The organism is Streptomyces sp. NPDC007164 (assembly GCF_040634135.1).
GTDB classification, from domain to species: domain Bacteria; phylum Actinomycetota; class Actinomycetes; order Streptomycetales; family Streptomycetaceae; genus Streptomyces; species Streptomyces sanglieri.
In genome coordinates this window covers 26,034-50,896 of sequence record NZ_JBEYFB010000043.1, presented here as the reverse complement: position 1 = coordinate 50,896, position 24,863 = coordinate 26,034, and the positions used below count along the sequence as shown (strand labels likewise).

The 24,863-nt window shown below is 71.1% G+C and carries 9 protein-coding genes; 2 read left to right on the top strand and 7 right to left on the bottom strand.

Features of this window, described 5'->3' with window-relative positions:
• Positions 1–149 precede the first annotated feature (149 nt).
• From ABZ622_RS33870 to ABZ622_RS33845, 6 genes are all read right to left on the bottom strand, one after another.
• On the bottom strand, positions 150–7,235 hold the full coding sequence (locus ABZ622_RS33870; RefSeq protein ID WP_360549871.1) for an amino acid adenylation domain-containing protein: 7,086 nt from the start codon (positions 7,233–7,235) through the stop codon (positions 150–152).
• A complete protein-coding gene (locus ABZ622_RS33865) occupies positions 7,232–18,583 on the bottom strand; it encodes an amino acid adenylation domain-containing protein (protein ID WP_360549869.1) in 11,352 nt (3,783 codons plus the stop codon). Before ABZ622_RS33865 ends, ABZ622_RS33870 begins: the two co-directional genes overlap by 4 nt.
• Positions 18,584–18,719: 136 nt before the next feature.
• Positions 18,720–19,988 (bottom strand): glutamate synthase-related protein, encoded by a 1,269-nt coding sequence (locus tag ABZ622_RS33860; RefSeq protein ID WP_360549867.1) that lies wholly within the window; start codon positions 19,986–19,988, stop codon positions 18,720–18,722.
• A complete protein-coding gene (locus tag ABZ622_RS33855) occupies positions 19,985–21,001 on the bottom strand; it encodes an asparagine synthetase A (RefSeq protein WP_360549865.1) in 1,017 nt (338 codons plus the stop codon). Before ABZ622_RS33855 ends, ABZ622_RS33860 begins: the two co-directional genes overlap by 4 nt.
• Complete coding sequence (locus tag ABZ622_RS33850) at positions 20,998–22,404, bottom strand: methylaspartate mutase (RefSeq protein WP_360549863.1); 1,407 nt, start codon at positions 22,402–22,404, stop codon at positions 20,998–21,000. Before ABZ622_RS33850 ends, ABZ622_RS33855 begins: the two co-directional genes overlap by 4 nt.
• Entirely contained in the window at positions 22,401–22,853 is a 453-nt protein-coding gene (locus ABZ622_RS33845; RefSeq protein ID WP_360549861.1) for a cobalamin-dependent protein, read from the bottom strand. The genes ABZ622_RS33850 and ABZ622_RS33845 overlap by 4 nt, the downstream gene beginning before the upstream one ends.
• A 262-nt stretch (positions 22,854–23,115) precedes the next feature.
• Here ABZ622_RS33845 and ABZ622_RS33840 point away from each other — a divergent pair, with 262 nt between their 5' ends.
• Together ABZ622_RS33840 and ABZ622_RS33835 are read left to right on the top strand one after the other, a co-directional pair.
• Positions 23,116–23,397: a hypothetical protein gene (locus ABZ622_RS33840; protein WP_360549859.1), complete on the top strand. Its 282-nt coding sequence runs from the start codon at positions 23,116–23,118 to the stop codon at positions 23,395–23,397.
• Positions 23,398–23,538: 141 nt separating this feature from the next.
• Complete coding sequence (locus tag ABZ622_RS33835; RefSeq protein ID WP_093549323.1) at positions 23,539–23,751, top strand: MbtH family NRPS accessory protein; 213 nt, start codon at positions 23,539–23,541, stop codon at positions 23,749–23,751.
• Positions 23,752–23,907: 156 nt separating this feature from the next.
• Here ABZ622_RS33835 and ABZ622_RS33830 read toward each other — a convergent pair whose 3' ends face one another.
• The gene (locus ABZ622_RS33830) at positions 23,908–24,834 is read right to left on the bottom strand and encodes an ornithine carbamoyltransferase (RefSeq protein ID WP_360549857.1); all 927 of its coding nucleotides are present in this window, start codon (positions 24,832–24,834) and stop codon (positions 23,908–23,910) included.
• Positions 24,835–24,863: the final 29 nt, after the last annotated feature.

Sequence of the window (24,863 nt, the reverse complement as noted above, 5' to 3'; positions counted from 1 at the left end):
CGGATGGCTTCACGCTATGCAGGCCGGAACTCTTCGCCCGGCGGCATGAGCGGCAGCCCGCGGGCAATTGGAGGCCCGGGGCGGCGGCGCACGCGAAGGTGCCCGGGTCCGCCGTCGTGGGCGGTCCCGGGCACCGGTGGGTCGAGGGATCAGTGGCGCACTCCGCGCAACTCTTCCGCGAGCACCTTTCCGATCTCGCGGAGCGGTTCGGCCGTGGTCATGTCCCAGTGCTCGCAGTCGATTTCGTGTTCCTCGACCCGGCCCGCGACGTGGGGGGCCCAGGCTTCGGCGCCGCCGGCCGCGGCGGGTGTGCGGGCGGCGTCGAAGAACACCGCGTCGCCGCCGAACCGCCGCCGGGGAACGTACCGGTAGCGCATCTCCAGGTTGCCGGCCGTGGCGGCGACGACCGCCGCGGCCTGGGCCGGTTCCAGGGCGCCCAGGATCGCGTCCTCGGCGCGCAGCACGGCGGCCAGCTCCTCGGTGTCCGGGGCGGTGTCGGCGCAGCGGACGGCGAGTTCGGCGCCGCGGCCGCCGAGCAACGCGGTCAGCACCTCCCGGCCGGTGATGGCAGGTGGCCGGTATCCGTCGGGCAGCGGGTAGGAGTCGAGCAGCGCGAGGAGGGCCACCTGCTCGCCCTGCTCCTCCAGTCGGGCGGCGATCGCGTGGGCCACCAGTCCGCCGAACGACCAGCCGAGCAGGTGGTACGGGCCGTGGGGCTGGACGGAGCGGATCTCGGCCACGTACCCGTCCGCCATCTCCTCGATGCCGGCCGGCCGGTCCGAGGGGCTGGTCAGCTCCTTCGCCTGGAGCCCGATCAGTGGGCGCCGCCCGCCGATGTGCCGGAGCAGACCGGCGTACGACCAGCTCATCCCGGAGATCGCGTGGACGCAGAACAGCGGGGCCTCGGTGTCGGTGGCGGTCGCGGCCCGGATCGGCAGCAGCGTCTCCATCGGGTCGCCGCCCGTGTTCGTGGCGATGTGTTCGGCGAGCAGTACGGGTGTCGGGTACTGGAACAGGTCCCGGATGGTGACGCGGGTGTCCCAGATGGACCGGATCCGGCCGATCAGCCGGGTGGCGAGCAGCGAGTGGCCGCCGAGTTGGAAGAAGTGGTCGTCGATGGTGACCGACGTCAGTCCGAGGACCTCCGCGAAGAGGCCGCACAGCACTTCTTCCGCCGGGGTGCGGGGCTCCCGGCCGCCGGCGGTGTCGGCCTGCGGCGGTTCGGGCAGTGCCCGGCGGTCGAGCTTGCCGTTGACCGTCAGGGGCAGTGCGTCCAGCGGCACGATCGTGGCGGGCACCATGTATTCGGGCAGGGCCGCCACCGCGTGCCGGCGCAGTTCGGGAAGGTCCGGCCGGCTGCCTTCGGTGGGTACCACGTACGCCACCAGCCGTCTGTCTCCGGGCCGGTCCTCGCGGATCAGCACCGCCACCTGGGCGAGGGTGGGGTGCCGCAGCAGCGCCGATTCGATCTCACCCGGCTCGATGCGGAAGCCCCGCAACTTGATCTGCTGGTCGGCCCGGCCGAAATACTCCAGCGCCCCGTCCTGGCTCCAGCGGGCCAGGTCGCCGGTCCGGTACATCCGCGAGCCGGGGGCGCCGTGGGGGTCGGCGACGAACCGTTCGGCGCTGAGTGCGGGCTGTCCGATGTAGCCGTGGGCGAGGCCGTGTCCGGCGACGTAGAGCTCGCCGGGGACACCGGGGGGCACCATCCGGAGGTTCTCGTCGAGGACGTAGGCGTGCTTGCCCGCGATCGGCCGTCCGATCGGGATGGCGGGCGCCGGTCCGGTGAGGGTGTGGGTGGTGGTGAAGCCCATGCTCTCGGCCGGCCCGTAGCCGTTGACGAGGTGGAGGTGGGGGTGGTCGGCCAGTGCCTTGGCGGTGTGGGCGGGCGAGGCCGCCTCACCGGCGGTCATGGCCTCCTTGATCCGGGAGAAGACGGCCGGGTGCTCGTCGAGCATGTGGTTGAACAGGCTCGCCGACATCTGCAGGGTGGTGATGGCGTGCCGTTCCACCAGCTCCGCGATCTGGTGCGGGTCGGTGTGCTGGCCGGGTTGCAGGACGCAGACGCCGCCGTGCAGGAGCGGTCCGAAGACCTCCAGGGCGAAGGCGTCCCAGGACACCGGGGAGCTCTGCAGATAGGTCTGCCCGGGTCCGAAGTCCAGGTAGTCGGGGCCGATGAAGGTGGCGGCCAGCGCCCGGTGCGAGGCCGCGACGCCCTTGGGGGTTCCGGTCGATCCGGAGGTGAACATCACGCAGGCGATGGACTCAGGGTGTCCGCCCGTCTCCACGGGGGTGCCCGGCAGGGTGCTGATCGCGGGTATCTCCGCGGTGAGGTCGATCAGGGTGGCCGGGGTCGACAGGGCTGTCAGGTGGGCCTGGGTGACCAGTGCCGCCGGGTCGGTCTGGCCGAGCACGGTGTTCAGCCGGCCGGCCGGGAACTGCGGGTCGAGCAGGGTGTATCCGGCGCCGGCCTTCAGGGCGGCGAGCAGTGCGGCGATGAGTTGCGGGGACCGCTCCAGGTGGATGGCGACGATACTGCCGGGGGTGACCCCGCGCGCGGTCAGGTGGCGGGCCAGCCGGTTGGACCAGATGTCCAGCTCCTGGTAGGTCACCCGCTGTTCCTCGTGGACCAGCGCCGGCTCGTGCGGGGTGCGGGCGGCCTGCGCCGTGAACAGCGCGTCGAGTCCGAGGCCGGGTGCCGGGGACTGTGCCCCGCTCCACTCCCGTAGCCGGTCCCGCTCCTGCCCGGAGACCGTCTCCAGCTCCGCGAGGGGCAGATCGGGGGTGGCGACGGCACCGGTGAGGAGCCGGACCAGGCGGTCCGCCGTGGCCTCGATGGTGCGTGCGTCGTACAGGTCGGTGGTGTACTCGATCATGATATCGAGGCCGTCGGGCCGGCCGTCGGCGGCGCGGTTCTCGGCGAACGCGAAGGTGAGGTCGAACTTGGCGACGGAGACCGGCGGGATGGCGAACTCGCTGTCCAGCCCTGCGAGTCGGGGCGCGTCGTTGCTGGTGTCGCCGACGGTGAGCATGACCTGGAAGAGGGGGTGCCGGGCGGTGGTGCGCTCGGGGTTGAGCGCTTCGACCAGCCGGTCGAACGGCAGGTCCTGGTGGGCCCAGGCGGCGAGGTCGGTTTCGCGGACCCGGGTGAGCAGTTCGCGGAAGCTGGGGTCGCCGCTGGTGTCGGTGCGCAGGACGAGGGTGTTGACGAAGAAGCCGACGAGGTCGTCGAGCTTCTGGTCGGTGCGGCCCGCGACGGGTGAGCCGAGCGGGATGTCGTGGCCGGCGCCGGAACGGGACAGCAGGGTCGCCACGGCCGCCTGGGCCACCATGAACAGGGTGGTGCCGGTGTCCTGGGCCAGCGACATCAGCGCGGTGTGCAGTCCGGCGGGGCAGTGCACGGCGTGGGTGCGGCCCCGGTTGGAGGCGACGGCGGGGCGGACGTGGTCGGCGGGCAGGGTGGCTTCCTCCGGCAGGTCGGCGAGCACCTCGCGCCAGTGGTCGAGCCGGCGTTCCTCGTCGCGTTCCAGGATCCGCTGCTGCCAGAGGGAGTAGTCGGCGTACTGGACCGGCAGCGGCTCCCACGCGGGGGCGGTGTCCTCGATCCGGGCCTCGTAGGCCATGGCCAGGTCGCGGAAGAGCGGTCCGTTGGACCAGCCGTCGGAGGCGATGTGGTGGATCACCAGCATGAGCACGTGATCCTCGGCGCCGACCTTCAGCAGCTGTGCCCGGTACGGGAGTTCACCCGCCAGGTCGAAGGTCCGCCCGGCCTGGACGGCCAGCCGCCCGGCGAGCTCCTCCTCGGTGGTGTGGATCAGGGGCAGGTCGGCGGTGGCCGGCGGAAGGATGTGCTGGTGGGGGGTGCCCTCGTGGATCGGGAAGACGGTGCGCAGACCTTCGTGACGGGTGGCCACGTCGGTGAGGGCGAGCTGAAGGGCCCGGTGGTCCAGTGCGCCCTTGAGGCGCAGGGCCAGGGGGATGTTGTAGGTGGCGGACGGGCCTTCCATCTGGTCGAGGAACCACAGCCGCTGCTGGGCGGACGACAGTGGCACGATCTCCGGCCGCTCCCCGGCCGTCAGCGCCGGCCTCCGCTCGCCACTGCTCTCGGCGGCGATCCGCTCGGCCAGTTGCGCGACCGTGGCGTACTGGAACAGATCCCGGATGGTGATCTCGGTTTCCCAGACGGACCGGATGCGGCTGATGAGGCGGGTGGCGAGCAGGGAGTGGCCGCCGCGCCGGAAGAAGTGGTCGTCGATGGTGACCGACGGCAGTCCGAGAACGGCCGCGAAGAGGCCGCACAGCACTTCCTCGGCGGGCGTACGGGGCGCGCGCCCGCCGGTGTCGGTGCTCTGCCGGGGTGCGGGCAGGGCGCGTCGGTCGACCTTGCCGTTGGTGGTGAGCGGAATCCCGTCGAGGACGACGAAGGCGGACGGGACCATGTACTCGGGCAGTGCGCCGGAGATCTCCCGGTGCACGGCGTCGGTGTCGATCCGGGCGCCGTCGGCGGCGACGAGGTACGCGGCGAGCCGCTTGTCGCCGGGCCGGTCCTCCCGCACCATTACGGTCGCCTGGCCCACGCTCTCGTGGGCGGTCAACGCGCTCTCGATCTCGCCCAGTTCGATGCGGAAGCCGCGGAGCTTGACCTGCTGGTCGGCGCGGCCGAGATATTCGAGGGAGCCTTCGAGGTTCCAGCGGACCAGGTCACCGGTCCGGTACATCCGCGCACCGGACGGGCCGTACGGGTCCGCGACGAAACGCTCCGCCGTCAGCGAGGCGCGGTTGAGATAGCCCTGCGCCAGGCCGGCTCCCGCGATGTACAGCTCCCCGGGAGCGCCCGGCGGAACCAGCCGCAGGCCGGCGTCGAGCACGTACAGGCGGTGGTTGTCGAGCGGCTCACCGATCGGGATCGCACCCGCGTAGTCCAGTGGCCGGTGAATGCGGTGGGTCGTGGCGAAGGTGGTGGTCTCCGTCGGCCCGTATCCGTTGACGACCGTGATGTCCGGGCAGTTGTCCATGACCCGGCGCACTGCCTCCGGCGGCACCACGTCACCACCGGCCCACACCTCGCGGACTCCGGCGAACGCCCCGGGCGCCTCCTCCGCCATGACCCGGAAGAGTCCCGCGGTCATCCAGAGCGCGGTGACCCGGTGTTCGGTGAGCAGCCGTCGGTAGTCGGCGGGGGCGAGGTGGCCACGCGGTGCGACCACGACCGTGCTGCCGTTGAGCCACGGCACCCAGATCTCGTACGTGGAGGCGTCGAAGGCGGCCGGCGAGTGGAACAGCACGCGTCGGTGGTTGCCGCCCGCGTACATGGTCTGCGCGGCCAGGTCCGCCACGTTGCGGTGGGTGACCGCGACGCCCTTGGGCACGCCCGTCGATCCCGAGGTGAACATCGCGTACACCGGCTGGTCGGGGTGGATGGTGTGGGTGGGAGCGGTGGTGGGCAGCCGGTCGAGGTCGGTGGTGTCGCCGAGGACGATGACCCGCGCGTCGGCGTCCAGGACGACCTGGTGGTCCGAGAGGGCCTGGTCGGTGAGCAGGACCGGTGCCTGTGTGTCGGCCAGGATCTGGACGAGGCGGCTGTCCGGGTCGGTGGTGTTCAGCGGGGCGTACACGGCACCGGCCTTGACCACGGCGAGCAGTGCGGTGAGCAGGTCGGTCGAGCGCTCCATGAGAACGGCGACCACGTCGTGCCGCTCGACTCCGGCGTTGATGAGGTGGTGGGCCAGCCGGTTGGTGGCCTCGTCGAGTTCGGCGAACGTCAGATCGCGGTCCTCGTCCACCAGGGCGATCGCGTCCGGGGTCCGGGCTGCCTGGGCGGCGAACAGCTCCGCCAGGCTCGTCCCGGACGTGCCGGTGTCGGTGCCGCCGCGCTCCTCCAGGAGCAGTCGCCGCTCGTGCTCGCCGAGCAGGTCGAGGACGGAGAGCGGGGTGTCGGGCGAGGTGACCACGGCCTCCAGCAGGCGGTTCAGCCGTGCCATGAGGGCATCGATCGTCCGGGCGTCGTAGAGGTCGGTGGCGTACTCGATGGTGATGTCCAGGCCGTCGGGACGGCCGTCGCGGGTGCGGTGCTCGGCGAAGCCGAAGGTCAGGTCGAACTTGGCGATCTGCAGGGCGCTGTACTCGGTCCGGGCGTCGAGCCCCGGGAACCCGATGACGTCCGAGCCGGCCTCGCCCATGGTGAGCATCACCTGGAAGAGCGGGTGGCGGGAGGCCGAGCGCTCGGGGTTCAGCACCTCGACCAGCCGGTCGAAGGGCAGGTCCTGGTTGTCCCAGGCCGCCAGGTCCGTCCTGCGGACCCGGGAGAGCAGGTCGCGGAAGCTCGGGTCGCCGGTCAGATCGGTGCGCAGGACGAGGGTGTTGACGAAGAAGCCCACCAGGCCGTCGAGTGCCTCGTCGATGCGGCCGGAGACCGGGGAGCCGATCGGGATGTCGAGGCCGGCGCCGGAGCGGGAGAGCGCGGTCGCCACGGCGGCCTGGACCGCCATGAACAGGGTGGCGCCGGACTCCCGCGCGAGGTGGGTGAGACCGATGTGGATGTCGGCGGGCAGATGCACATCGCAGGTGGCGCCGATGTACGAGGCGGAGGCCGGGCGCGGCCGGTCGGCCGGCAGGGTGGCCTCCTCCGGCAGGTCGGCCAACACTCCGCGCCAGAACTCTAGTTGGCGGGATCCCGCACTGTCCGGGTCGTCGCCCTCGCCGAGCAGTTCCTGCTGCCAGAGGGTGTAGTCGGCGTACTGGACCGGCAGCGGCTCCCAGTCGGGCACGACGCCCCGGGCTCGTGCCTCGTAGGCGGTGGCGAGGTCCTGGAGCAGGGGCGCGGTCGAGCCGCCGTCGGACACGATGTGGTGCATCACGATGAGCAGGACGTGCTCCTGCTCGCCGAGGGCGATCAGGCGGGCCCGGACCGGCAGATCGGCCGCGAGGTGGAAGACCTGTGCGGATTCCTCGGCGAGAACGGCCGGCAGCGTCGCGGCGTCGGCCGCGACGACCGGGAGCGGGAGCTCCACGTCCTCCTCGGCGAGGATGTGCTGGTACGGGGTGCCGTCCTGGTCGGGGAAGAGGGTGCGCAGGCTCTCGTGTCTGCCGACCAGGTCCAGGAGGGCCGACCGGAGGGCCGGGCGGTCGAGTTCGCCGTTGAGCCGCACGGCGAGCGGGATGTTGTAGGTGGTCGACGGCCCTTCCATCTGGGCGATGAACCACAGCCGCTGCTGGGCGAAGGACAAGGGAATCACTTGGTCACTCCCATCCGGCGCATCGGCCGAAGTCTGGGCCGCGCGGCCTCGGCGCCGTCGAGCTTCTCGACGAGCGTGGCCACGATCGGGTTTTCGAAGAGGGTCGCCACGGAGAGTTCGACCCCGAGTACGGTGCGGATCCGGCCGGCGAGCCGGGTGGCGAGGAGCGAGTGCCCGCCGAGGTTGAAGAAGTGGTCGTCGATGGTGACCAACGGCACTCCCAGGATCTCGGCGAAGAGGCCGCAGAGGACTTCTTCCTTGGCGGTGCGCGGGGCGCGCCCGGTGGCCTCGTTGGTGAGCCGGGGTGCGGGCAGGGCGCGTCGGTCGACCTTGCCGTTGACGGTGAGCGGGATCTCGTCCAGGACCACGAAGGCGGACGGGACCATGTAGTCGGGCAGCAGCCCGGACACCTGCTTCTGTACGTCCCCGGGTTCGATCCGGGCGCCTTCCTCGGCGGTGAGGTAGGCGACGAGGCGCTTGTCGCCGGGCCGGTCCTCCCGGACGACGACGGTGGCCTGGGCCACGCCCGGCCGGCCGGCGAGGACGGTTTCGATCTCGCCGGGTTCGATGCGGAAGCCGCGGAGTTTGACCTGCTGGTCGGCGCGGCCGAGGTATTCGAGGGAGCCTTCGAGGTTCCAGCGGACCAGGTCACCGGTCCGGTACATCCGGGTACCGGAAGGGCCGTACGGGTCCGCGACGAACCGGTCGGCGGTCAGCGCCGGACGGTCCAGATACCCCTGCGCCAGACCGGCACCCGCGATGTACAACTCGCCCGGCGTACCCGGCGGAACCAGCCGCAGCCCCTCATCCAGCACGTAGAGCCGGTGGTTGTCGAGCGCCTCACCGATCGGAATCGCACCCGCGTAGTCCAACGGACGGTGAATGCGATGGGTGGAGGCGAACGTCGTCGTCTCCGTCGGACCGTAACCATTGACGACCACGACGTCCGGGCAACGGTCCATGACTCGCCGCACCGCCTCCGGCGGCACCACATCACCACCCGCCCACACCTCACGCACCCCGGCGAACGCCTCCGGCACCTCCTCCGCCATCACCCGGAACAGACCGGCCGTCAGCCAGAGCGAGCTGATCCGGTGCTCGGACAGCAACCGCTGATAGTCGGCGGGCGCCAGGTGTCCTGCGGGGGCCACGACGAGGGTGCCCCCGTTCAGCCACGGCACCCACATCTCGTACGTCGAGGCATCGAACGCCATCGCGGAGTGGAACAACACCCGGGAGTGGTTGCCGTTCGCGTACATCGTCTGCGCGGCCAGATCCGCCACATTGCGATGCGTGACCGCAACACCCTTCGGGACCCCGGTGGAGCCCGAGGTGAACATCGCGTACACCGGCTGATCCGGATGCACCGGCACACCAGGATCCGAGGTGTCCGAGGAACCATCCAGCACCGGACCCAGCACCCGAACACCCGCCGGCAGCACCAGCGAACCCGGATCCCGGTCCGTCACCACATGCGTGACACCCGACTCCCCCACGATCAACTCCACCCGATCCGCCGGATACCGCGTATCCAGCGGCACATACACCGCACCCGCCTTCACCACAGCCAACGTCGCGACCACCGCAGCCACCGACCGCTCCAGGAACAGGGCGACCCGACCACCCGGCCGCACACCCTCCAAGATCAACCGACGCGCCACACCATTGGCCAGACCGTCAAGCTCCCGATACGACAGCTCACGCCCCTCACCCACCATCGCAACCGCATCCGGCGTCCGCACCACCTGCGCCCCGAACAACCGCCCAAGACCCTCACCCGGCGAACCGCTCACCGCACCGGCCCACTCCCCCAACAACACCCCACGCTCACCCGCCGACAACAACTCCAACTCACCCACCGGCACATCCGGCGCCGACGCCACAGCACCCAACAACCGCACCAGACGCTCACCCGCCAACTCCACCGAACGCGCGTCATACAGATCCGTCGCAAACTCAATCGTGATGTCCAGCCCACCAGGCCGACCATCCACCGAACGACGCTCCGCGAAGCCGAAGGTCAGATCGAACTTGGCGATCTCCACCTTCGAGAACTCGTACGCCGCTTCCAGCCCCGGGAGTTCGGGGGCATCGGCGGACATGTCGCCGACGGTGAGCATGACCTGGAAGAGGGGGTGCCGGGCGGTGGTGCGCTCGGGGTTGAGCGCTTCGACCAGCCGGTCGAACGGCAGGTCCTGGTGGCTCCAGGCGGCGAGGTCTGTTTCGCGGACCCGGGTGAGCAGTTCGCGGAAGCTGGGGTCGCCGCTGGTGTCGGTGCGCAGGACGAGGGTGTTGACGAAGAAGCCGACGAGATCGTCGAGGGCCGGGTCGGTGCGCCCGGCGACGGGCGAGCCGAGCGGGATGTCGTGGCCGGCGCCGGAGCGGGACAGCAGAGTCGACACCGCGGCCTGGGCCACCATGAAGAGTGTGCTGCCGGTCTCCTGGGCCAGTGAGCTGAGCGACTCGTGCAGGTCGGCCGTGCAGTGCACGGTGTGGGTGGTGCCACGGTTGGATGCGGTGGCCGGCCTGGCCCGGTCCGCAGGGAGTGTCGCTTCCTCCGGAAGGTCCGCCAACGCATTGTGCCAGTAGTCGAGTTGGCGTTCCTCGTCGCTGCCGAGGAGGCGTTGCTGCCAGAGGGAGTAGTCGGCGTACTGGACCGGCAGCGGCTCCCAGGCGGGGGCGCTGCCCTCGATGCGGGCCTCGTAGGCGGTGGCCAGGTCACGGAAGAGCGGTCTGTTGGACCAGCCGTCGGAGGCGATGTGGTGGATGACCACCAGCAGGATGTGCTCCTGCTCGCCGAGCGACAGCAGGTGGGTGCGAACCGGCGACTGGACGGAGAGGTCGAAGGTGGCCGATGAGAGGTCGGCCAGTCGTGCGGTGAGCTCCTCCTCGGTGGTGTGGATCAGGGGGAGGTCCATGGCGGTCGGGGGAAGGATGTGCTGGTGGGGAGTGCCCTCGTGGGTCGGGAAGACGGTTCGCATACCTTCGTGGCGGGTGGTGATGTCGGTGAGGGCGAGCTGAAGGGCCCGGCGGTCGAGCCGGCCCTTGAGACGGAGTGCGAGGGGGATGTTGTAGGTGGCGGACGGGCCTTCCATCTGGTCGAGGAACCACAGCCGCTGCTGGGCGGACGAGAGCGGGACGATCTCCGGCCGCTCCTCGGCCATCAGCGCCGGCCGGGGCAGTTCGCCGCTGCCCGCGGTGACACACTCCGAGAGCGCGACCACCGTGGGATTGCGGAACAGGTCCTTCACTCCGAGCTGGACGCCGAACGCCCGCCGGATGCGGCTGATCAGCCGGGTGCCGAGCACCGAGTGGCCGCCGCGGTGGAAGAAGTGGTCGTCGATGCCGACCGACGGCAGTCCGAGGACGGCGGCGAAGAGGCCGCAGAGCACCTCTTCCTGTGGTGTGCGCGGGGCGCGCCCGCTGGTGGCGTGGGAGACCTGGGGTGCGGGCAGGGCGCGTCGGTCGACCTTGCCGTTGGTGGTGAGGGGGATCTCGTCGAGGACCACGAAGGCGGACGGGACCATGTACTCGGGCAGGGCGTCCGAGGCGTGGCCGCGCAGTTCGGCCACGTCGATCCGGGCGCCGTCGGCGGCGACGAGGTAGGCGACGAGGCGCTTGTCGCCGGGCCGGTCCTCCCGCACCATTACGGTCGCCTGGCCCACGCTCTCGTGGGCGGTCAGCGCGGTCTCGACCTCGCCGGGTTCGATGCGGAAGCCGCGGAGCTTGACCTGCTGGTCGGCGCGGCCGAGATATTCGAGGGAGCCTTCAGGGTTCCAGCGGACCAGGTCACCGGTCCGGTACATCCGTGCACCGGCCGGGCCGTACGGGTCCGCGACGAAGCGCTCCGCCGTCATGCCCGGCCGGCCGAGGTAGCCACGGGCGAGACCGGCACCGGCGATGTGGAGCTCTCCGGGGGTACCCGGCGGGACCAGTCGCAGCCCGTCGTCCAGGACGTAGAGCCGGTGGTTGTCGAGCGGCTCACCGATCGGGATCGCACCCGCGTAGTCAAGCGGACGGTGAATGCGGTGGGTGGAGGCGAACGTCGTCGTCTCCGTCGGACCGTAACCATTGACGACCACGACGTCCGGGCAACGGTCCATGACCCGCCGCACCGCCTCCGGCGGCACCACGTCACCGCCCGCCCACACCTCACGCACCCCGGCGAACGCCTCCGGGACCTCCTCCGCCATCACCCGGAACAGACCGGCCGTCAACCACAACGAGCTGATCCCGCGCTCGGTCAGCAGCCCGCCCAGCGTCCCGGGGTCGAGGTACCCCGGAGGCGCCACCACGACCGTGCCCCCGTTCAGCCACGGCACCCAGATCTCGTGCGTGGCGGCGTCGAAGGTGTGCGGTGAGTGGAAGAGCACCCGGGAGTGGTTGCCGCCCGCGTACATGGTCTGCGCGGCCAGGTCCGCCACATTGCGGTGGGTGACCGCGACGCCCTTCGGCACACCCGTCGAACCGGACGTGAACATCACGTACAGCCACTGATCGGGGTGGGCGTGGGGGGCCGGGGGATTCGAGGGGAGGTGGGCGAATGCGGCGGTCCCGTCGAGCACGACCGTCTCCGCTCCGGTCCGGGCCACGATCGGGTGATCGGCCAGTGCCCGGTCGGTGAGCAGGACGGGCGCCCCGGTCTCCGCGAGGATCCGCAGCAGACGGGTGTCGGGGTCCGCGGTGTTGAGCGGGGCGTAGACGCCTCCGGCCTTGACCACCGCGAGGAGCCCGGTGAGCAGCTCCGCCGACCGCTCCATCAGCACGGCGACGACGCTCTCCGGCCGGATGCCGAGGCCCACGAGGTGGTGGGCGATCCGGTTGGTGTCCTCGTCCAGCTCGGCGTAGGTCAGCTCCCGGTCGCCGTCGACCAGGGCGATCGCGTCCGGGGTGCGCGCGGCCTGCGCGGCGAACAGCTCCGCGAGGCCGGCGTCGGAGGAGCCGGTGACCGCACCGTTCCACTGCTCCAGGATTCGGTGACGCTCGTCCGTGCCGATGAACTCCAGCTCGCCCACGGGGATTTCGGGGCGTTCGACGGCGTCGCCCAGCAGCCGCACCAGTCGGGCGGTGACTGCCTCGACGGTGCCGGCGTCGTACAGGTCGGTGGCGTACTCGACCCTGATGTCCAGCCCACCTGGGCGGCCGTCGGCCGTGCGGTGCTCGTGGAAGGAGAAGGTCAGGTCGAACTTGGAGATGTCCAGTGCCGTGAAGCCCGACTCGGCTGTGATTCCCGGGAGTTCGAGGGTGGGGGTGACGGCCTCCTGGAGGGTGAGAACGACCTGGAAGAGAGGGTGCCGGGCGGTGGAGCGCTCGGGGTTGAGGGTCTCCACCAGCCGGTCGAAGGGCAGGTCCTGGTGGGCCCAGGCCGCCAGGTCGGCGTCCCGGACCCGGGTCAGCAGCTCACGGAAGCTCGGGGCGCCGGCCAGATCGGTGCGCAGCACCAGAGTGTTGACGAAGAAGCCCACCAGGTCGTCGAGGGACTGCTCCGAGCGGCCCGCGATCGGGGCGCCGATCGGAATGTCCTCCCCCGCTCCGGAACGGGACAGTGCGGTGGCGACGGCGGCCTGGGCCACCATGAACAGCGTGCTGCCGGTCTCCCGGGCCAGCCGGGTCAGCCCGTCGTGCAGCTCCGCGGGAACGTGGACGCTATGGGTGTTGCCACGGTAGGTGGCGACCGCCGGGCGCGGGCGGTCGGCCGGCAGGGTGGCCTCGTCGGGGAGCCCGTCCAGTGTGTGGCGCCAGAACTCGGACTGCCGCTCCCCGTCCGCCGCGAGCAGCTCCTGCTGCCAGAGTGTGTAGTCGGCGTACTGCACCGGCAGCGGCTCCCACGCGGGGGCGATGCCCTCGGCACGGGCGGTGTAGGCGGCTGCCAGGTCGCGCAGCAGCGGGGTGGTGGACCAGCCGTCGGAGGCGATGTGGTGCATCACCACCAGCAGTACGTGCTCCTGATCCCCGATCGCGAACAGGGTTGCCCGGACGGGGAGTTCGGATTCCAGGTCGAAACTGCGGGCGGCGTGTCCCGCGAGCTCCGCCTCCAGGTCGGCCCCGGTCACCGTGAGGACCGGCAGTTCCACCCGGACTTCGGCGGCCGGGAGCTGCCATTGGCAGGCGGTGTCGTCGGCCATCCCGAAGAGGGTGCGCAGCGATTCATGCCGCACCACCAGGTCGGTGAGCGCGAGCTGGAGGACGTCCGGGTCGAGCGCTCCCGTGAGGCGCAGGGCCAGCGGGATGTTGTACGTGGCCGACGGACCCTCCAGGTGGTGCAGGAACCAGAGGCGCTGCTGGGCGGAGGAGAGCGGCACCCGATCGGGCCTGACCGCCTCCCGGAGCGCGGGCCGCTGCACGGCGTCGCCGCCCGCTTCGACGTACTCGGCCAGTGCGGCCACCGTGGGGCCCTGGAAGAGGTCCCGGACGGTGATCTGGACGCCGAATGCCTGCCGGATCCGGCTGATGAGGCGGGTGGCGAGGAGCGAGTGCCCGCCGAGGTTGAAGAAGTGGTCGTCGATGGTGACCGAGGGCAGTCCCAGGACCTCCGCGAAGAGGCCGCACAGGACCTCCTCGACCGGTCCCCGGGGCGCGCGCCCGGCGGTGTCGGCGCTCTGCCGGGGTGCGGGCAGGGCGCGTCGGTCGACCTTGCCGTTGACGGTGAGCGGGATCTCGTCCAGGACCACGAAGGCGGACGGGACCATGTACTCCGGGAGCACGCCGACGATCTCGCGGCGCACCGCGTCGGTGTCGATCCGGAATCCGTCGGCGGCGACGAGGTACGCGGCGAGCCGCTTGTCGCCGGGCCGGTCCTCCCGGACGACGACGGTGGCCTGGCCCACCCCCGCCTGTGCGGTCAACGCGGTCTCGATCTCGCCGAGTTCGATGCGGAAGCCGCGGAGCTTGACCTGCTGGTCGGCACGGCCGAGGTATTCGAGGGAGCCTTCGAGATTCCAGCGGACCAGGTCACCGGTCCGGTACATCCGGGTGCCGGAGAGGCCGTACGGGTCGGCCACGAACCGGTCGGCGGTCAGCGCCGGCCGGTCCAGATACCCCTGCGCCAGACCGGCACCCGCGATGTACAACTCGCCCGGCGTACCCGGCGCGACCAGTCGCAGCCCCTCGTCCAGGACATAGAGCCGGTGGTTGTCGAGCGGCTCACCGATCGGAATCGCACCCGCGTAGTCCAGCGGCCGGTGAACGCGATGGGTGGAGGCGAAGGTCGTGGTCTCCGTCGGACCGTAACCATTCACAACGGTCAGCTCCGGGCAGCAGTCCATCACGCGGCGCACCGCCTCCGGCGGCACCACATCACCACCCGCCCACACCTCACGCACCCCGGCGAACGCCTCCGGCACCTCCTCCGCCATGACGCGGAACAGGCCAGCCGTCAACCACAGTGCGGTGATCCCGTGTTCAGCGATCAGGGCCTCGTACGCCGCCGCGTCGAGATGCCCGGCGGGGGCCACGACGAGGGTGCCGCCGTTCAGCCACGGCACCCACATCTCGTACGTCGACGCATCGAACGCCATCGCGGAGTGGAACAACACCCGGGAGTGGTTGCCGTTCGCGTACATCGTCTGCGCGGCCAGATCCGCCACATTCCGGTGCGTGACCGCAACACCCTTGGGGACCCCGGTGGAGCCCGAGGTGAACATCGCGTACACCGGCTGATCCGGATGCACCGGCACACCAGGATCCGACGCCGAGGAATCACCGCCGGACAGCGGGCCCAGCACCCGAACACCCGCCGGCAGCACCAGCGAACCCGGATCCCGGTCCGTCACCACATGCGTGACACCCGACTCCCCCACGATCAACTCCACCCGATCCGCCGGATACCGCGTATCCAACGGCACATACACCGCACCCGCCTTCACCACACCCAACGTCGCAACCACCGCAGCCACCGACCGCTCCAGGAACAACGCCACCCGACTACCCGGCCGCACACCCTCCGCAATCAGCCGACGCGCCACACCATTGGCCAGACCGTCCAACTCCCGGAACGACAGCTCACGCCCCTCACCCACCACCGCAACCGCATCCGGCGTCCGCACCACCTGCGCCCCGAACAACCGCCCAAGACCGCCGTCCGGGGAGCCCGTCACCGCACCGGCCCACTCCCCCAACAACAACCCACGCTCACCCACCGACAACAACTCCAACTCACCCACCGGCACATCCGGCGCACAAGCCGCAGCACCCAACAACCGCACCAACCGCTCACCCGCCAACTCCACCGAACGAGCGTCATACAGATCCGTCGCATACTCGATCGTGATGTCCAACCCACCCGGCCGACCATCCACCGAACGACGCTCCGCGAACGAGAACGTCAGGTCGAACTTGGCGAACCGCAGCCAGGTGAACTCCGACTCGGTGTCCAGCTCTTCGGCGACGAGCGTCGGTGTGGCCGCGTCGGTGAGTGTCAGCATCACCTGGAAGAGCGGGTGCCGGGCAGCGGACCGGTCGGGGTTGAGGGCTTCGACCAGCCGGTCGAACGGCAGGTCCTGGTGGCTCCAGGCCGCGAGGTCGGTCTCCCGGACCCGGGTCAGCAGCTCGCGGAAGCTCGGGTCGCCGCTGGTGTCGGTCCGCAGGACGAGGGTGTTGACGAAGAAGCCTACGAGGTCGTCGAGGGCCTGGTCCGTTCGGCCTGCGATCGGTGATCCGAGCGGGATGTCGTGGCCCGCGCCGGAGCGGGACAGCAGGGTCGACACCGCGGCCTGGGCCACCATGAAGACCGAGACTCCGGACTCTCGTGCCAGTTCCGCGAGTGAGGAGTGGATCTCCTCGGGGCAGTGCACGGTGTGGGTGGCGCCCCGGTAGGAGGCGACGGCCGGCCGCTGCCGGACGGCGGGCAGGGTGACCTCTTCCGGGAGGTCGGCCAAGGTCCGCCGCCAGTAGACGAGTTGGCGGGAGGCGACGCTTTCCGCGTCCGCCGGGTCACCGAGTACGCCGCGGTGCCAGAGGGTGTAGTCGGCGTACTGGGCGGGCAGCGGCTCCCATGCCGGGCGCTCACCGCGTGAGCGGGTCGCGTAGGCGGTGCTCAGGTCGCGCATCAAGGGCTGGTAGGACCAGCCGTCGGACACGATGTGGTGCATGACCACGAGGAGTACGTGGTCGTGCTCGCCGAGGCTGAACAGCCGTGCCCGGAACGGCAGATCGGCCGCCAGGTCGAAGATCCGCTCGGACTCGGCGGTGAGCAGTGCGGCGACCTCCTCCTCGGTCGCCGGGATGACCGGCAGTGCCACGCGGACACTGTCGGCGGGCAGGATCCGCTGGTACGTCTGCCCTTCCGCCTGGCCGAAGACGGTGCGCAGGCTCTCGTGGCGTCCCGCGACATCGGTGAACGCGGACTCCAGGGCGGCGACGTCGAGGTCACCGCGGACCCGGACGGCGAGCGGAATGTTGTAGGTCGCGGAGGGACCCTCCAACTGGTCGAGGAACCAGAGCCGTTGCTGTGCCGCCGAGAGCGGCAGCGGTTCGGGCCGCTCCTGGGCGGTCAGGGCCGGGCGGGCGGACTCCCCGCCGCCGGTTGCGACGTACCCGGCGAGCAGCGCCACGGTCGGGTACTCGAAGAACTGCCGCAGCGTCAACTGGACGTCGAGGACGGTGCGCACCCGGCTCACCAGCCGGGTCGCCAGCAGCGAGTGTCCGCCCACGGTGAAGAAGTCGTCGTCGATGCCGATCGTCGGCAGGCCGAGGGAGTGGGCGAACAGACCGCAGAGGACCTCCTCGACGGGGTTGCGCGGGGCCCGGCCGTCGCCTGCCGCGCCGGCCCGGGGTGCGGGCAGTGCGCGCCGGTCCAGCTTGCCGTTCGGGGTCAGCGGCAGGGTTCCCATCGGGACGACCGCCGAGGGCACCATGTACTCGACGAGCTGCTCCCCCGCGTACCGGAGGAGTTCGGCTCCGTCCAGGACGCCTTCCTCGGCGGGTACGGCGTAGGCGACCAGGCGCTTGTCGCCGGGCCGGTCCTCGCGGACGATGACCGCGGCCTGGGCCACGGAGGGGTGGCGGACCAGCACGGTCTCGATCTCGCCCAGTTCGATGCGGTTGCCGCGCAGCTTGACCTGCTGGTCGGCGCGGCCGAGGAAGACGATCTCACCGTGTTCGTTCCAGGCGGCCAGGTCTCCGGTGCGGTACATGCGGCTGCCGGCCGGTCCGTAGGGGTCGGCGGTGAACCGCTCGGCGGTCAGGCCGGGCAGTCGGGCGTAGCCCTGGGCGAGGTGCGGTCCCGCGACGTAGAGCTCGCCGGTCCCGCCCTCGGCGGTGTGGTGGAGTTCGCCGTCCAGGACGTACATGGCGGTGTTCGCCATCGGGATGCCGAGGTGCAGCCGGTCGAGGGTGCGGACCTCGGGGGTGAACGCCTGGTAGCTGCAGAAGACGGTGGCCTCGGTGGGGCCGTAGACGTGCACGAACGTGGTGTCCGGGCAGTGGTCGAAGGCCCGTTGGAGGGCGGAGGCGGACAGCACGTCGCCGCCGGTCCAGATCTCGCGCAGCTGCCCCAGGGCGTCGATCGCCTCGCTGGCCATGGCGTCGAAGAGGGCGGTGGTGAAGTAGGCGGCGGTGGCCCGGTAGCGGGTGATGGCGTCGGCGAGCTCGCCGATATCGACCTTCGGGGCGGACAGCACGACGGCCAGTCCGCCGCGCAGCAGCGGCACCCACAGTTCGTAGGTGGAGGAGTCGAAGGGCAGCGGCGAGTAGGCGAGCACCCGCTCGTGGGCCGCGGCGCCGAAGCCCGGGTCCAGGGCCAGTTCGACGACGTTGCGGTGGGTGTTCACCACACCCTTGGGGGTGCCGCTGGAGCCGGAGGTGAACATCATGTACAGCGGCTGGTCCGGGTGGACCGTGACCTCGGGTGCGGTGGCTGCCGAGTCGGCCGTGGCGCTCGTGTCGTCGAGCCGCAGGGCGGGCAGGTCTCCGGCGAAGCCGGTCTCCTCGGCCGGGCGGTCGGTCACCAGCAGGCCGGCCCCGGTGTTGCCGAGGATCAGGGCGAGGCGCTCCTCGGGCTGGCGGGGGTCGAGGGGCACGTACACGCCGCCGCTCTTCAGCACGGCGAGGACCGTGATGACATAGGCGAACGAGCGGTCGAAGAGGAGGCCGACGGCGTCGCCGGGCCGTACGCCCTCGGCGACGAGCCGGTGTGCGAGGGCGTTGGCCGCGCCGTCCAGCTCCCGGTAGGTGAGGCTGCGGTCCTCGCGGACGAGTGCGACGGCCTGCGGGGTGCGGGCGGCCTGCGCGGCGAAGAGAGTGTGCAGCGCACCCTCGGGGAGGTTCTCGGCCGTGTCGTTGTACGCGGCGACGTGCGCGGGAACGACGACGCCGAGGGAGAGAGCTGGATCTGCTTGCGGCTGGGACATCTCGACACCTTCTTGGTAGCTCGGATCTCGTGGTCTCGCGGCGTGCCGGGAGACCGACGGAGCCACGGTGGATGACGTGCGGATGGGGCGAAGTGGGGCGGCTGGGCAGTGGTGCGGTGGTGCTGTGAGCGGGGAGTCAGCCGGTACGGGAGGCCTGCGCGGCGTTGTCCGGCAGCAGGACGTCGTCCGCTTCCAGCGCGTTGGCGTGGTACTTGCCTACGGAGCTGATCAGCAGCCGGAGTTCCAGGGCGATGGACTCGGCCAGCCGGACCAGGCCGGCTTCGGCGTCCTCGTCCACGGCGAGCAGTGCGGCCCGGCCGAGGCCGACGGCGCGGGCGCCGAGCGCCAGTGCCTTCGCGGCCCTGCTGCCCTCCCAGATCCGCCCGCTGGCGAGCAGGCAGTGGTCGGTGCGTCCGATGCGGGTGAGGCACTCACCGAGCGGGAGTCCCACCTGGCCGAGGAAGGCGGTCGGCGCCCATGCGGTGCCGCCCTCCGCGCCGTCCACGGTGACGGAGTCCGCGCCGGCCGCCCAGGCGGTGGCCGCGGCGTGGGCGATGTCGCGGCCGGGGTGCAATTTCACCCACACCTTCACGCGGGGGAAGTTGTTCCGCATCAGCCGGATCTGCTGGCGCAGGATCTCCTCGGTGAAGGTGCCGGGGCTGCTGATCCGCAGCACCGATGCGCTGTCGGCGCCGAACACCGGGTCCATGGCGTACTGTTCGGCGACCCTGTCGCCGGCCTCGCGGTCCAGGACGGTGAGCCCGCCGAGCCCCGGTTTGGCACCCTGGCCGACCTTGAGTTCGAAGGCGAGCCGGCCGGTGGCGAGCAGCGGTTCGGACACCGGGTCGCTGTAGACCAGGTTCCACACTTCCGCGTCGGCGTCCTCGGTGGACTGCTGCACCACCACGCCGCCGTGCTCGTCGTCGGCGGCGGCCGTGTAGGCGGCGATCCGGCCGAGCAGCGGGGAGACGCCGGAGTCGGCGGCGGCGCGGAAGCCGTTGACCGGCACCACATTCTCCCCGATGACCATCGGGATGCCGAGCTGTCCGGCCTGCCGCCCGGCCGCCTCGCCCAGGTCGTGGCTGGCGACCTGTGTCGAGCCGAACGCGGACACGTAGAGCGGCAGCCGGGAGGCGAACCCGCCGACCCGTGTGGCGAGTTCGACATCCGTGTACAGCGGCTCGCGGGCCAGGTCGATGAGCTTCTTCAGCCGCTCCGGCATGAACACCGGGGGCACGATCCTGGCCCGCTCCAGCAGGTCGTGCGGGTCCTGGCCGGCCGGGACCGCGCCCAGCAGGCTGCTGCCGTAGGACTCCAGCGCGGGGAAGGCCCCCGCCGCGCCGGTCCTGGCCCGGTGCCGCACCTGTTCCTCGGGGAAGCCGGCGGCGCTCAGTACGGTGCTCATGCCGACACCACTCCGGGGAGCTTCGGGTAGGCGCTGGCCTCCCAGGCGGCGGTGCGGCCGGTGACGTACCGGGTGAAGCGCTCCAGGCCGATGCCGAACCCGGAGCTGGCGGGGATGCCGCGGCGGGCCAGGTCGAGGTACCAGCCGTACTTCGCGGGGTTCTCGCCGGTCTCGCGCATCCGGGTGACCAGGGCCGCGTAGTCGTGCTCGCGCTCGCTGCCGCTGGCCAGTTCGCCGTAGCCCTCGGGGGCGATCAGGTCGAAGTTGCGGAGGATGCCGGGGCGGTCGGTGTCCTCCTGGTCGTAGAAGCCGCGCGAGCCCTTGGGGTAGTCGACGACGAAGAACGGGCGGCTGCTCTTCGCGGAGAGGATCTCCTCGCCCTCCCAGTCGATCTCGGCGCCGGGGTCCTGCGGGTGGCCGAGCGCCACCAGGTCCGCGGTGGCCTCCTTGTGCGTGGTGCGGCCGAACGCCCCCCGGACCACCTCGCGGAAGGCGTCCCGATCGCGGCCGAGGAGCTCCAGGTCTCCCGGCATCTCGCGGACGACCTCGTCGACGACATGGGCGACGAGCCGCTCGGCGAGCTCCATCGCGTCCTCGCGGCGGGCGTCGCGGATCTCCACGTCGATCTGGTGGAACTCGGCGAGATGGCGGTGTGTGACGGCCGTCTCCAGCGGTTCCAGACGGACGTTGGGCGCGATGTAGAAGATCTTGTCGAAGGCCAGCAGCGAGGCCTGCTTGTAGAGGATGGCGCTGGTCATCAGCTTGTACTTGTGGCCGTAGAAGTCGACGTCCACCTGCTTGGAGCCCCGGATGCCGGGGTCGGTGACCGGTCCGATGACCGGCGGCAGCAGCTCCTGGAAGCCCTGCGCGGTCAGGAAGGCGCGGGTCGCCGCGAGCATGCGGCTCTGCACCCGCAGCGTGGCACGGGTCGGCTCGGCGATCAGGTGCTGGTCGGGAGAGGACGGGAACGAGGGCGCGACGCGGCCGTCGGACTCGGCGATCGTGCTGGTCATGGTGCTACCTCCTGGGTGTGCTGCCGATGGGCTGCCGGGCGACGGGTTGCCGGGGGAAGCGGGGAGCGGAATGCGTGCTGGGGAATGACGCGGTCGTGCCGGCGCTGTACGAACGACAGGGCGTCGAACAGCCCGGCGGCGGTGAGCCGCCGGCCGCGGTCGCGGACCGGCCCGAGGGGCATGGCCCCGATCTCGGACCAGGTGAGGCGGCCGGACCCGTCGATGTGGCTCCGGGTGCGGCCCGCGTTGTCGGGGTGCAGGCAGTAGGGGACGTCGAGGTATCCGCGGGCGAAGGCCTTCAGCAGGGCCTGGCCCAGGTCTTCGTCGAGGTTCAGCACCGCGTCGACCAGGGCGCGGGCCTCGGCGTACACGGCGTTGTCCGCCGGGTCGGTGTGCGGGGCGGGGGCGTGCCCGGGGGGTGCGCCGGTCGCGGCGCGGTGCCGGGCGGCGGCCCGGGCGGCGACCCGCAGGGCCTCGACGTTCTCCGCCACGGTCGGGATCCGGTGTGCCTCGGCGGCCGTCTTCACGATCAGCCGGGCCGCCCCGGTCTCCACGGCGAGTTCGGCCGAGCGTTCCAGGAGTTCCAGGGATCCGTGCCGGGTCTGCGGATAGAGCCCCATGTAGGTGTAGAGGACGATGTGCCAGTCGGTGTCCGGCAGGAACTCGCCGGCCAGCCGGTGCAGGGCGTGCATGGCGTCGCGGTCCTGGGCCGCGTTCGTCTGCTGGGCGTAGCTGAGCGAGATGCTGCGCAGCCCCGCCCGGTGGAAGAAGAGCGCCTCCAGCGCGCTGATCGCGACGAGCAGTCCGGGCGGGCAGAGCTGGCCGAGCATGCAGCCGCCGAAGGTCTCCAGATGGGGTTCCGCCCCGGTGGTGCGGAGTCCGGCCAGGACGTCGCAGCTCTCCCGCCAGTTGCGTACGGAGTCCAGGAGCGGGGTGCGTCCGTAGGGCAGGCAGTAGGAGACCGGGCCGCCCTCCGTCGCGTCCAGGCCCAGTTGGGCGAGGGCGGCCACGATGCGCTGGGGGCGTGCCGATCCGTGCCGGATCTGTACCGGGAAGCCGGCGTCGCGGACCCCGTCGAGGACCCAGCGCGAGGTGTGCGGGCTGTAGGAGGTGATGGGGAATCCGTTGAGCGGGACACCGCTGTCCAGCGCACGCGCCGCGGACGCCTCGTCGTTGACCCGGGTGTAGCTGTCGATCGTCATGGTGCCGACGACCGCGTCGGCCGCTCCCTTGGTGGCGAGGAGGCCGGCCCGCATCAGCGCGGGGTCGGAGAAGCCCATGCGGGGCTGGACCACGAGGGTGCCGCGGGCCTGCGCCCGGGCGACGAACCGGCCGAAGGAGAGGGGGCGCCGGTGCACGGTGGCCCGGCTCGTGGGGGCCGCCTCCTGGACCGTCGTGGTCATCGTTCCACCTCCTTGGGCAGCGAGTCGACGTAGGACTCGAAGGCGGCGATGTCGACACCGTCCTGGAAGACCGCGTCGAACCCGGCCCTCATCAGTGCGTCGGCCTCTTCCTCCCCGTTCCCGGACACGCCGAGCTTGCCGCCGATGACGGCGGGCAGGCCGGTCAACTCCCAGCGCGAGCGGATCGCCCCGATCAGCGGCTCGGCGTCGTGGAAGCCGTGCCCGTTGACGCTGCTGACGACCAGCAGGTCGGGCTGGAACTTGCAGCAGGACTCGACAATCTCGTCCCCGGGCACGCAGGAACCCAGATTGACGACCTTGTGCCCGAGGTCTTCGAGCAGCAGTTGGATGTAGATGAGATTCCAGGTGTGCGCATCGGATTGCAGTCCGGTGACAACAACATCCAGCGGCCCGGATCGATGACGAGCCGCCCATTCCGCAGGCTTCATTGTTCGCTTCGTCCACATCATTGGATGACAAGGGGAGAAAGAGGCCCGGGGTTTGCCCGGAACTTCCTTTCGGCCACAACCGTAGATTCGCCACGGCGGCGTTTCCGGCGTGAGCGGCGGCAACTGGGCGGCAGCAGAGCAGCAGTTGGCCGACTGCCCGGTGCCGGGCGGCCGGGGGGACGCGAGACTGGCCGCACTGCACCCGCAGAATTCAGCGCCCGGCCCGTTCCACACCGCCGGCGAACGACCGAGGAGTCATGACATGGCAGAGACCGGCCACAGCGTCCGTGCGGCGGACGTGCTCGCGGACGTGCTGGCGGAGGTACGGGAACGGGTCGACCGGCGGGAGGCGCTGGGCGAGGCCCAGGTCGCCGTGCTCGAAGCCGCGGTGAACATTGTCCGGGCAGGTCAGCCGGGGGGTGAGGTGATGCCGGTGGAGCGTTCGGAGCTGGTGCGCGAGGCGCTCGGTGCGGTGCGCGCGGCCACGGTGGCGACCGGGGTCGCCCTCACGTACGCGCACCGCACGGCCCGGGTGCTCGCCTGACCGCGCGGCCGGTGGTGCCGCCGATCTGCCTGGGCTTCTGCCCGGCGGACCGGTCCGCGGCTCCTAGTCTTTGATGCAGCCGAAAAGCTCAGGCACACCTGACGACTTCACGAATAACTTCGTCCAACCGAGGTGGAAATCATGGCAACCAACCCGTTCGAGGACTCCCAGGGCCGCTATGTAGTGCTGGCCAACGAAGAGGGTCAGTATTCGCTGTGGCCGGCCCGGATCCAGCAGCCGGCGGGCTGGGAACTGGTGAAGGACGAGGGCAGCAAGCAGGAATGCGGCGAATTCATCGAGGCCAACTGGACCGACATGCGGCCGCGTTCCGTGGTTGCGGCCATGGGTGGCTGAACCCACGGGTTCTCCCGTTCCGGAAGGGCGGGTGCGGAGCGCGAGAGGCGCCCGCACCCGCCCTTCCGTACGACGGCCGCCGAAGGAAGCAGAAAGAACTCCCGGCGGACACGGGGCTCGAACCCATGTCTGCCGGGAGCCGGGCGGGGCGGGCGGTCAGCTCTGGACGCCGCGCACACACCACTCCAGTACCGCCGCGGCGGCGGTCATCTTGTGGTGGGCCTGCCGCCAGGCCCGGCTGGACGCACCGTCGAGCACCTCGTCGGTGACCTCCTCGCCCCGGACCGCGGGCAGGTCGTGCAGGAAGACGGTGCGCGGGCCGGAGAAGCGGTCCAGGAACGCGCGGTCGATCCGGAAGCCGTCGAAGTCCTTGAGCCAGTCCGGGTTCTCCTTCGTCACACCCATGGTCTGCCACCGGCTGGTGTACACCGCGTCCACCGGGCCCTCGACCTCGTCGGCCGACACGACCTGGCTCACCAGGGCCTTGCCGTAGCTGAGTTCGGCCGCCAGGTCCAGCGTCGTCTTGGGCACCTCGTAACCCTGCGGGCAGAGCAGGGTGAGGCGCAGGCCGGGGGTGAGGGCGGCGGCGAGGGCCAGGGCCGCGCCCGAGCTGTTGCCCTCGCCGACGGCGAGCAGGTGCAGACCATCGAGCGAGCCGAACTCCTCGGCCAGCGTGGCGAGATCGGCGATGGCCTGGGTCGGGTGCTCGTCCAGGCCCAGCGCGTTGACGACGGCCAGGTTGGAACTGCTGCCGAGCCGGCGGATCTCCTCCGCCTCCCCGTTGGTACGGACGACCAGGGCGTCCAGGTACTGGCCGAGGACCCGGGCGGTGTCCTCGACCGTCTCGCCGGTGCTGAGCTGCAGCTCGTTCGGACCGAAGGTGATCACGTCGGCGCCCAGCCGGGTCGCCGCGCTCCAGAAGGACGTCCGGGTGCGGGTCGAGGACTTGCGGAAGTACAGACCGACCTGCCGTCCGGCCAGCGGCTTCGACAGGATGCCGTCCCGGCCGAACGAGACGGCGCGCCGGACGATGTGGTCCAGCTCGGCGGGTGTGAGGTCGGCGAGGGAGATCAGGTTGCGCATGGGTGGGGTGCCTTTCAGGAGGGCGGGAA

What these genes read in the sequence shown, in the direction of transcription:
- ABZ622_RS33865 (WP_360549869.1), bottom strand. Translation starts at nt 18,583, where the DNA reads ATGTCCCAGCCGCAAGCAGATCCAGCTCTCTCCCTCGGCGTCGTCGTT.
- ABZ622_RS33860 (WP_360549867.1), bottom strand. Translation starts at nt 19,988, where the DNA reads ATGAGCACCGTACTGAGCGCCGCCGGCTTCCCCGAGGAACAGGTGCGG.
- ABZ622_RS33855 (WP_360549865.1), bottom strand. Translation starts at nt 21,001, where the DNA reads ATGACCAGCACGATCGCCGAGTCCGACGGCCGCGTCGCGCCCTCGTTC.
- ABZ622_RS33850 (WP_360549863.1), bottom strand. Translation starts at nt 22,404, where the DNA reads ATGACCACGACGGTCCAGGAGGCGGCCCCCACGAGCCGGGCCACCGTG.
- ABZ622_RS33845 (WP_360549861.1), bottom strand. Translation starts at nt 22,853, where the DNA reads ATGAAGCCTGCGGAATGGGCGGCTCGTCATCGATCCGGGCCGCTGGAT.
- ABZ622_RS33840 (WP_360549859.1), top strand. Translation starts at nt 23,116, where the DNA reads ATGGCAGAGACCGGCCACAGCGTCCGTGCGGCGGACGTGCTCGCGGAC.
- ABZ622_RS33835 (WP_093549323.1), top strand. Translation starts at nt 23,539, where the DNA reads ATGGCAACCAACCCGTTCGAGGACTCCCAGGGCCGCTATGTAGTGCTG.
- ABZ622_RS33830 (WP_360549857.1), bottom strand. Translation starts at nt 24,834, where the DNA reads ATGCGCAACCTGATCTCCCTCGCCGACCTCACACCCGCCGAGCTGGAC.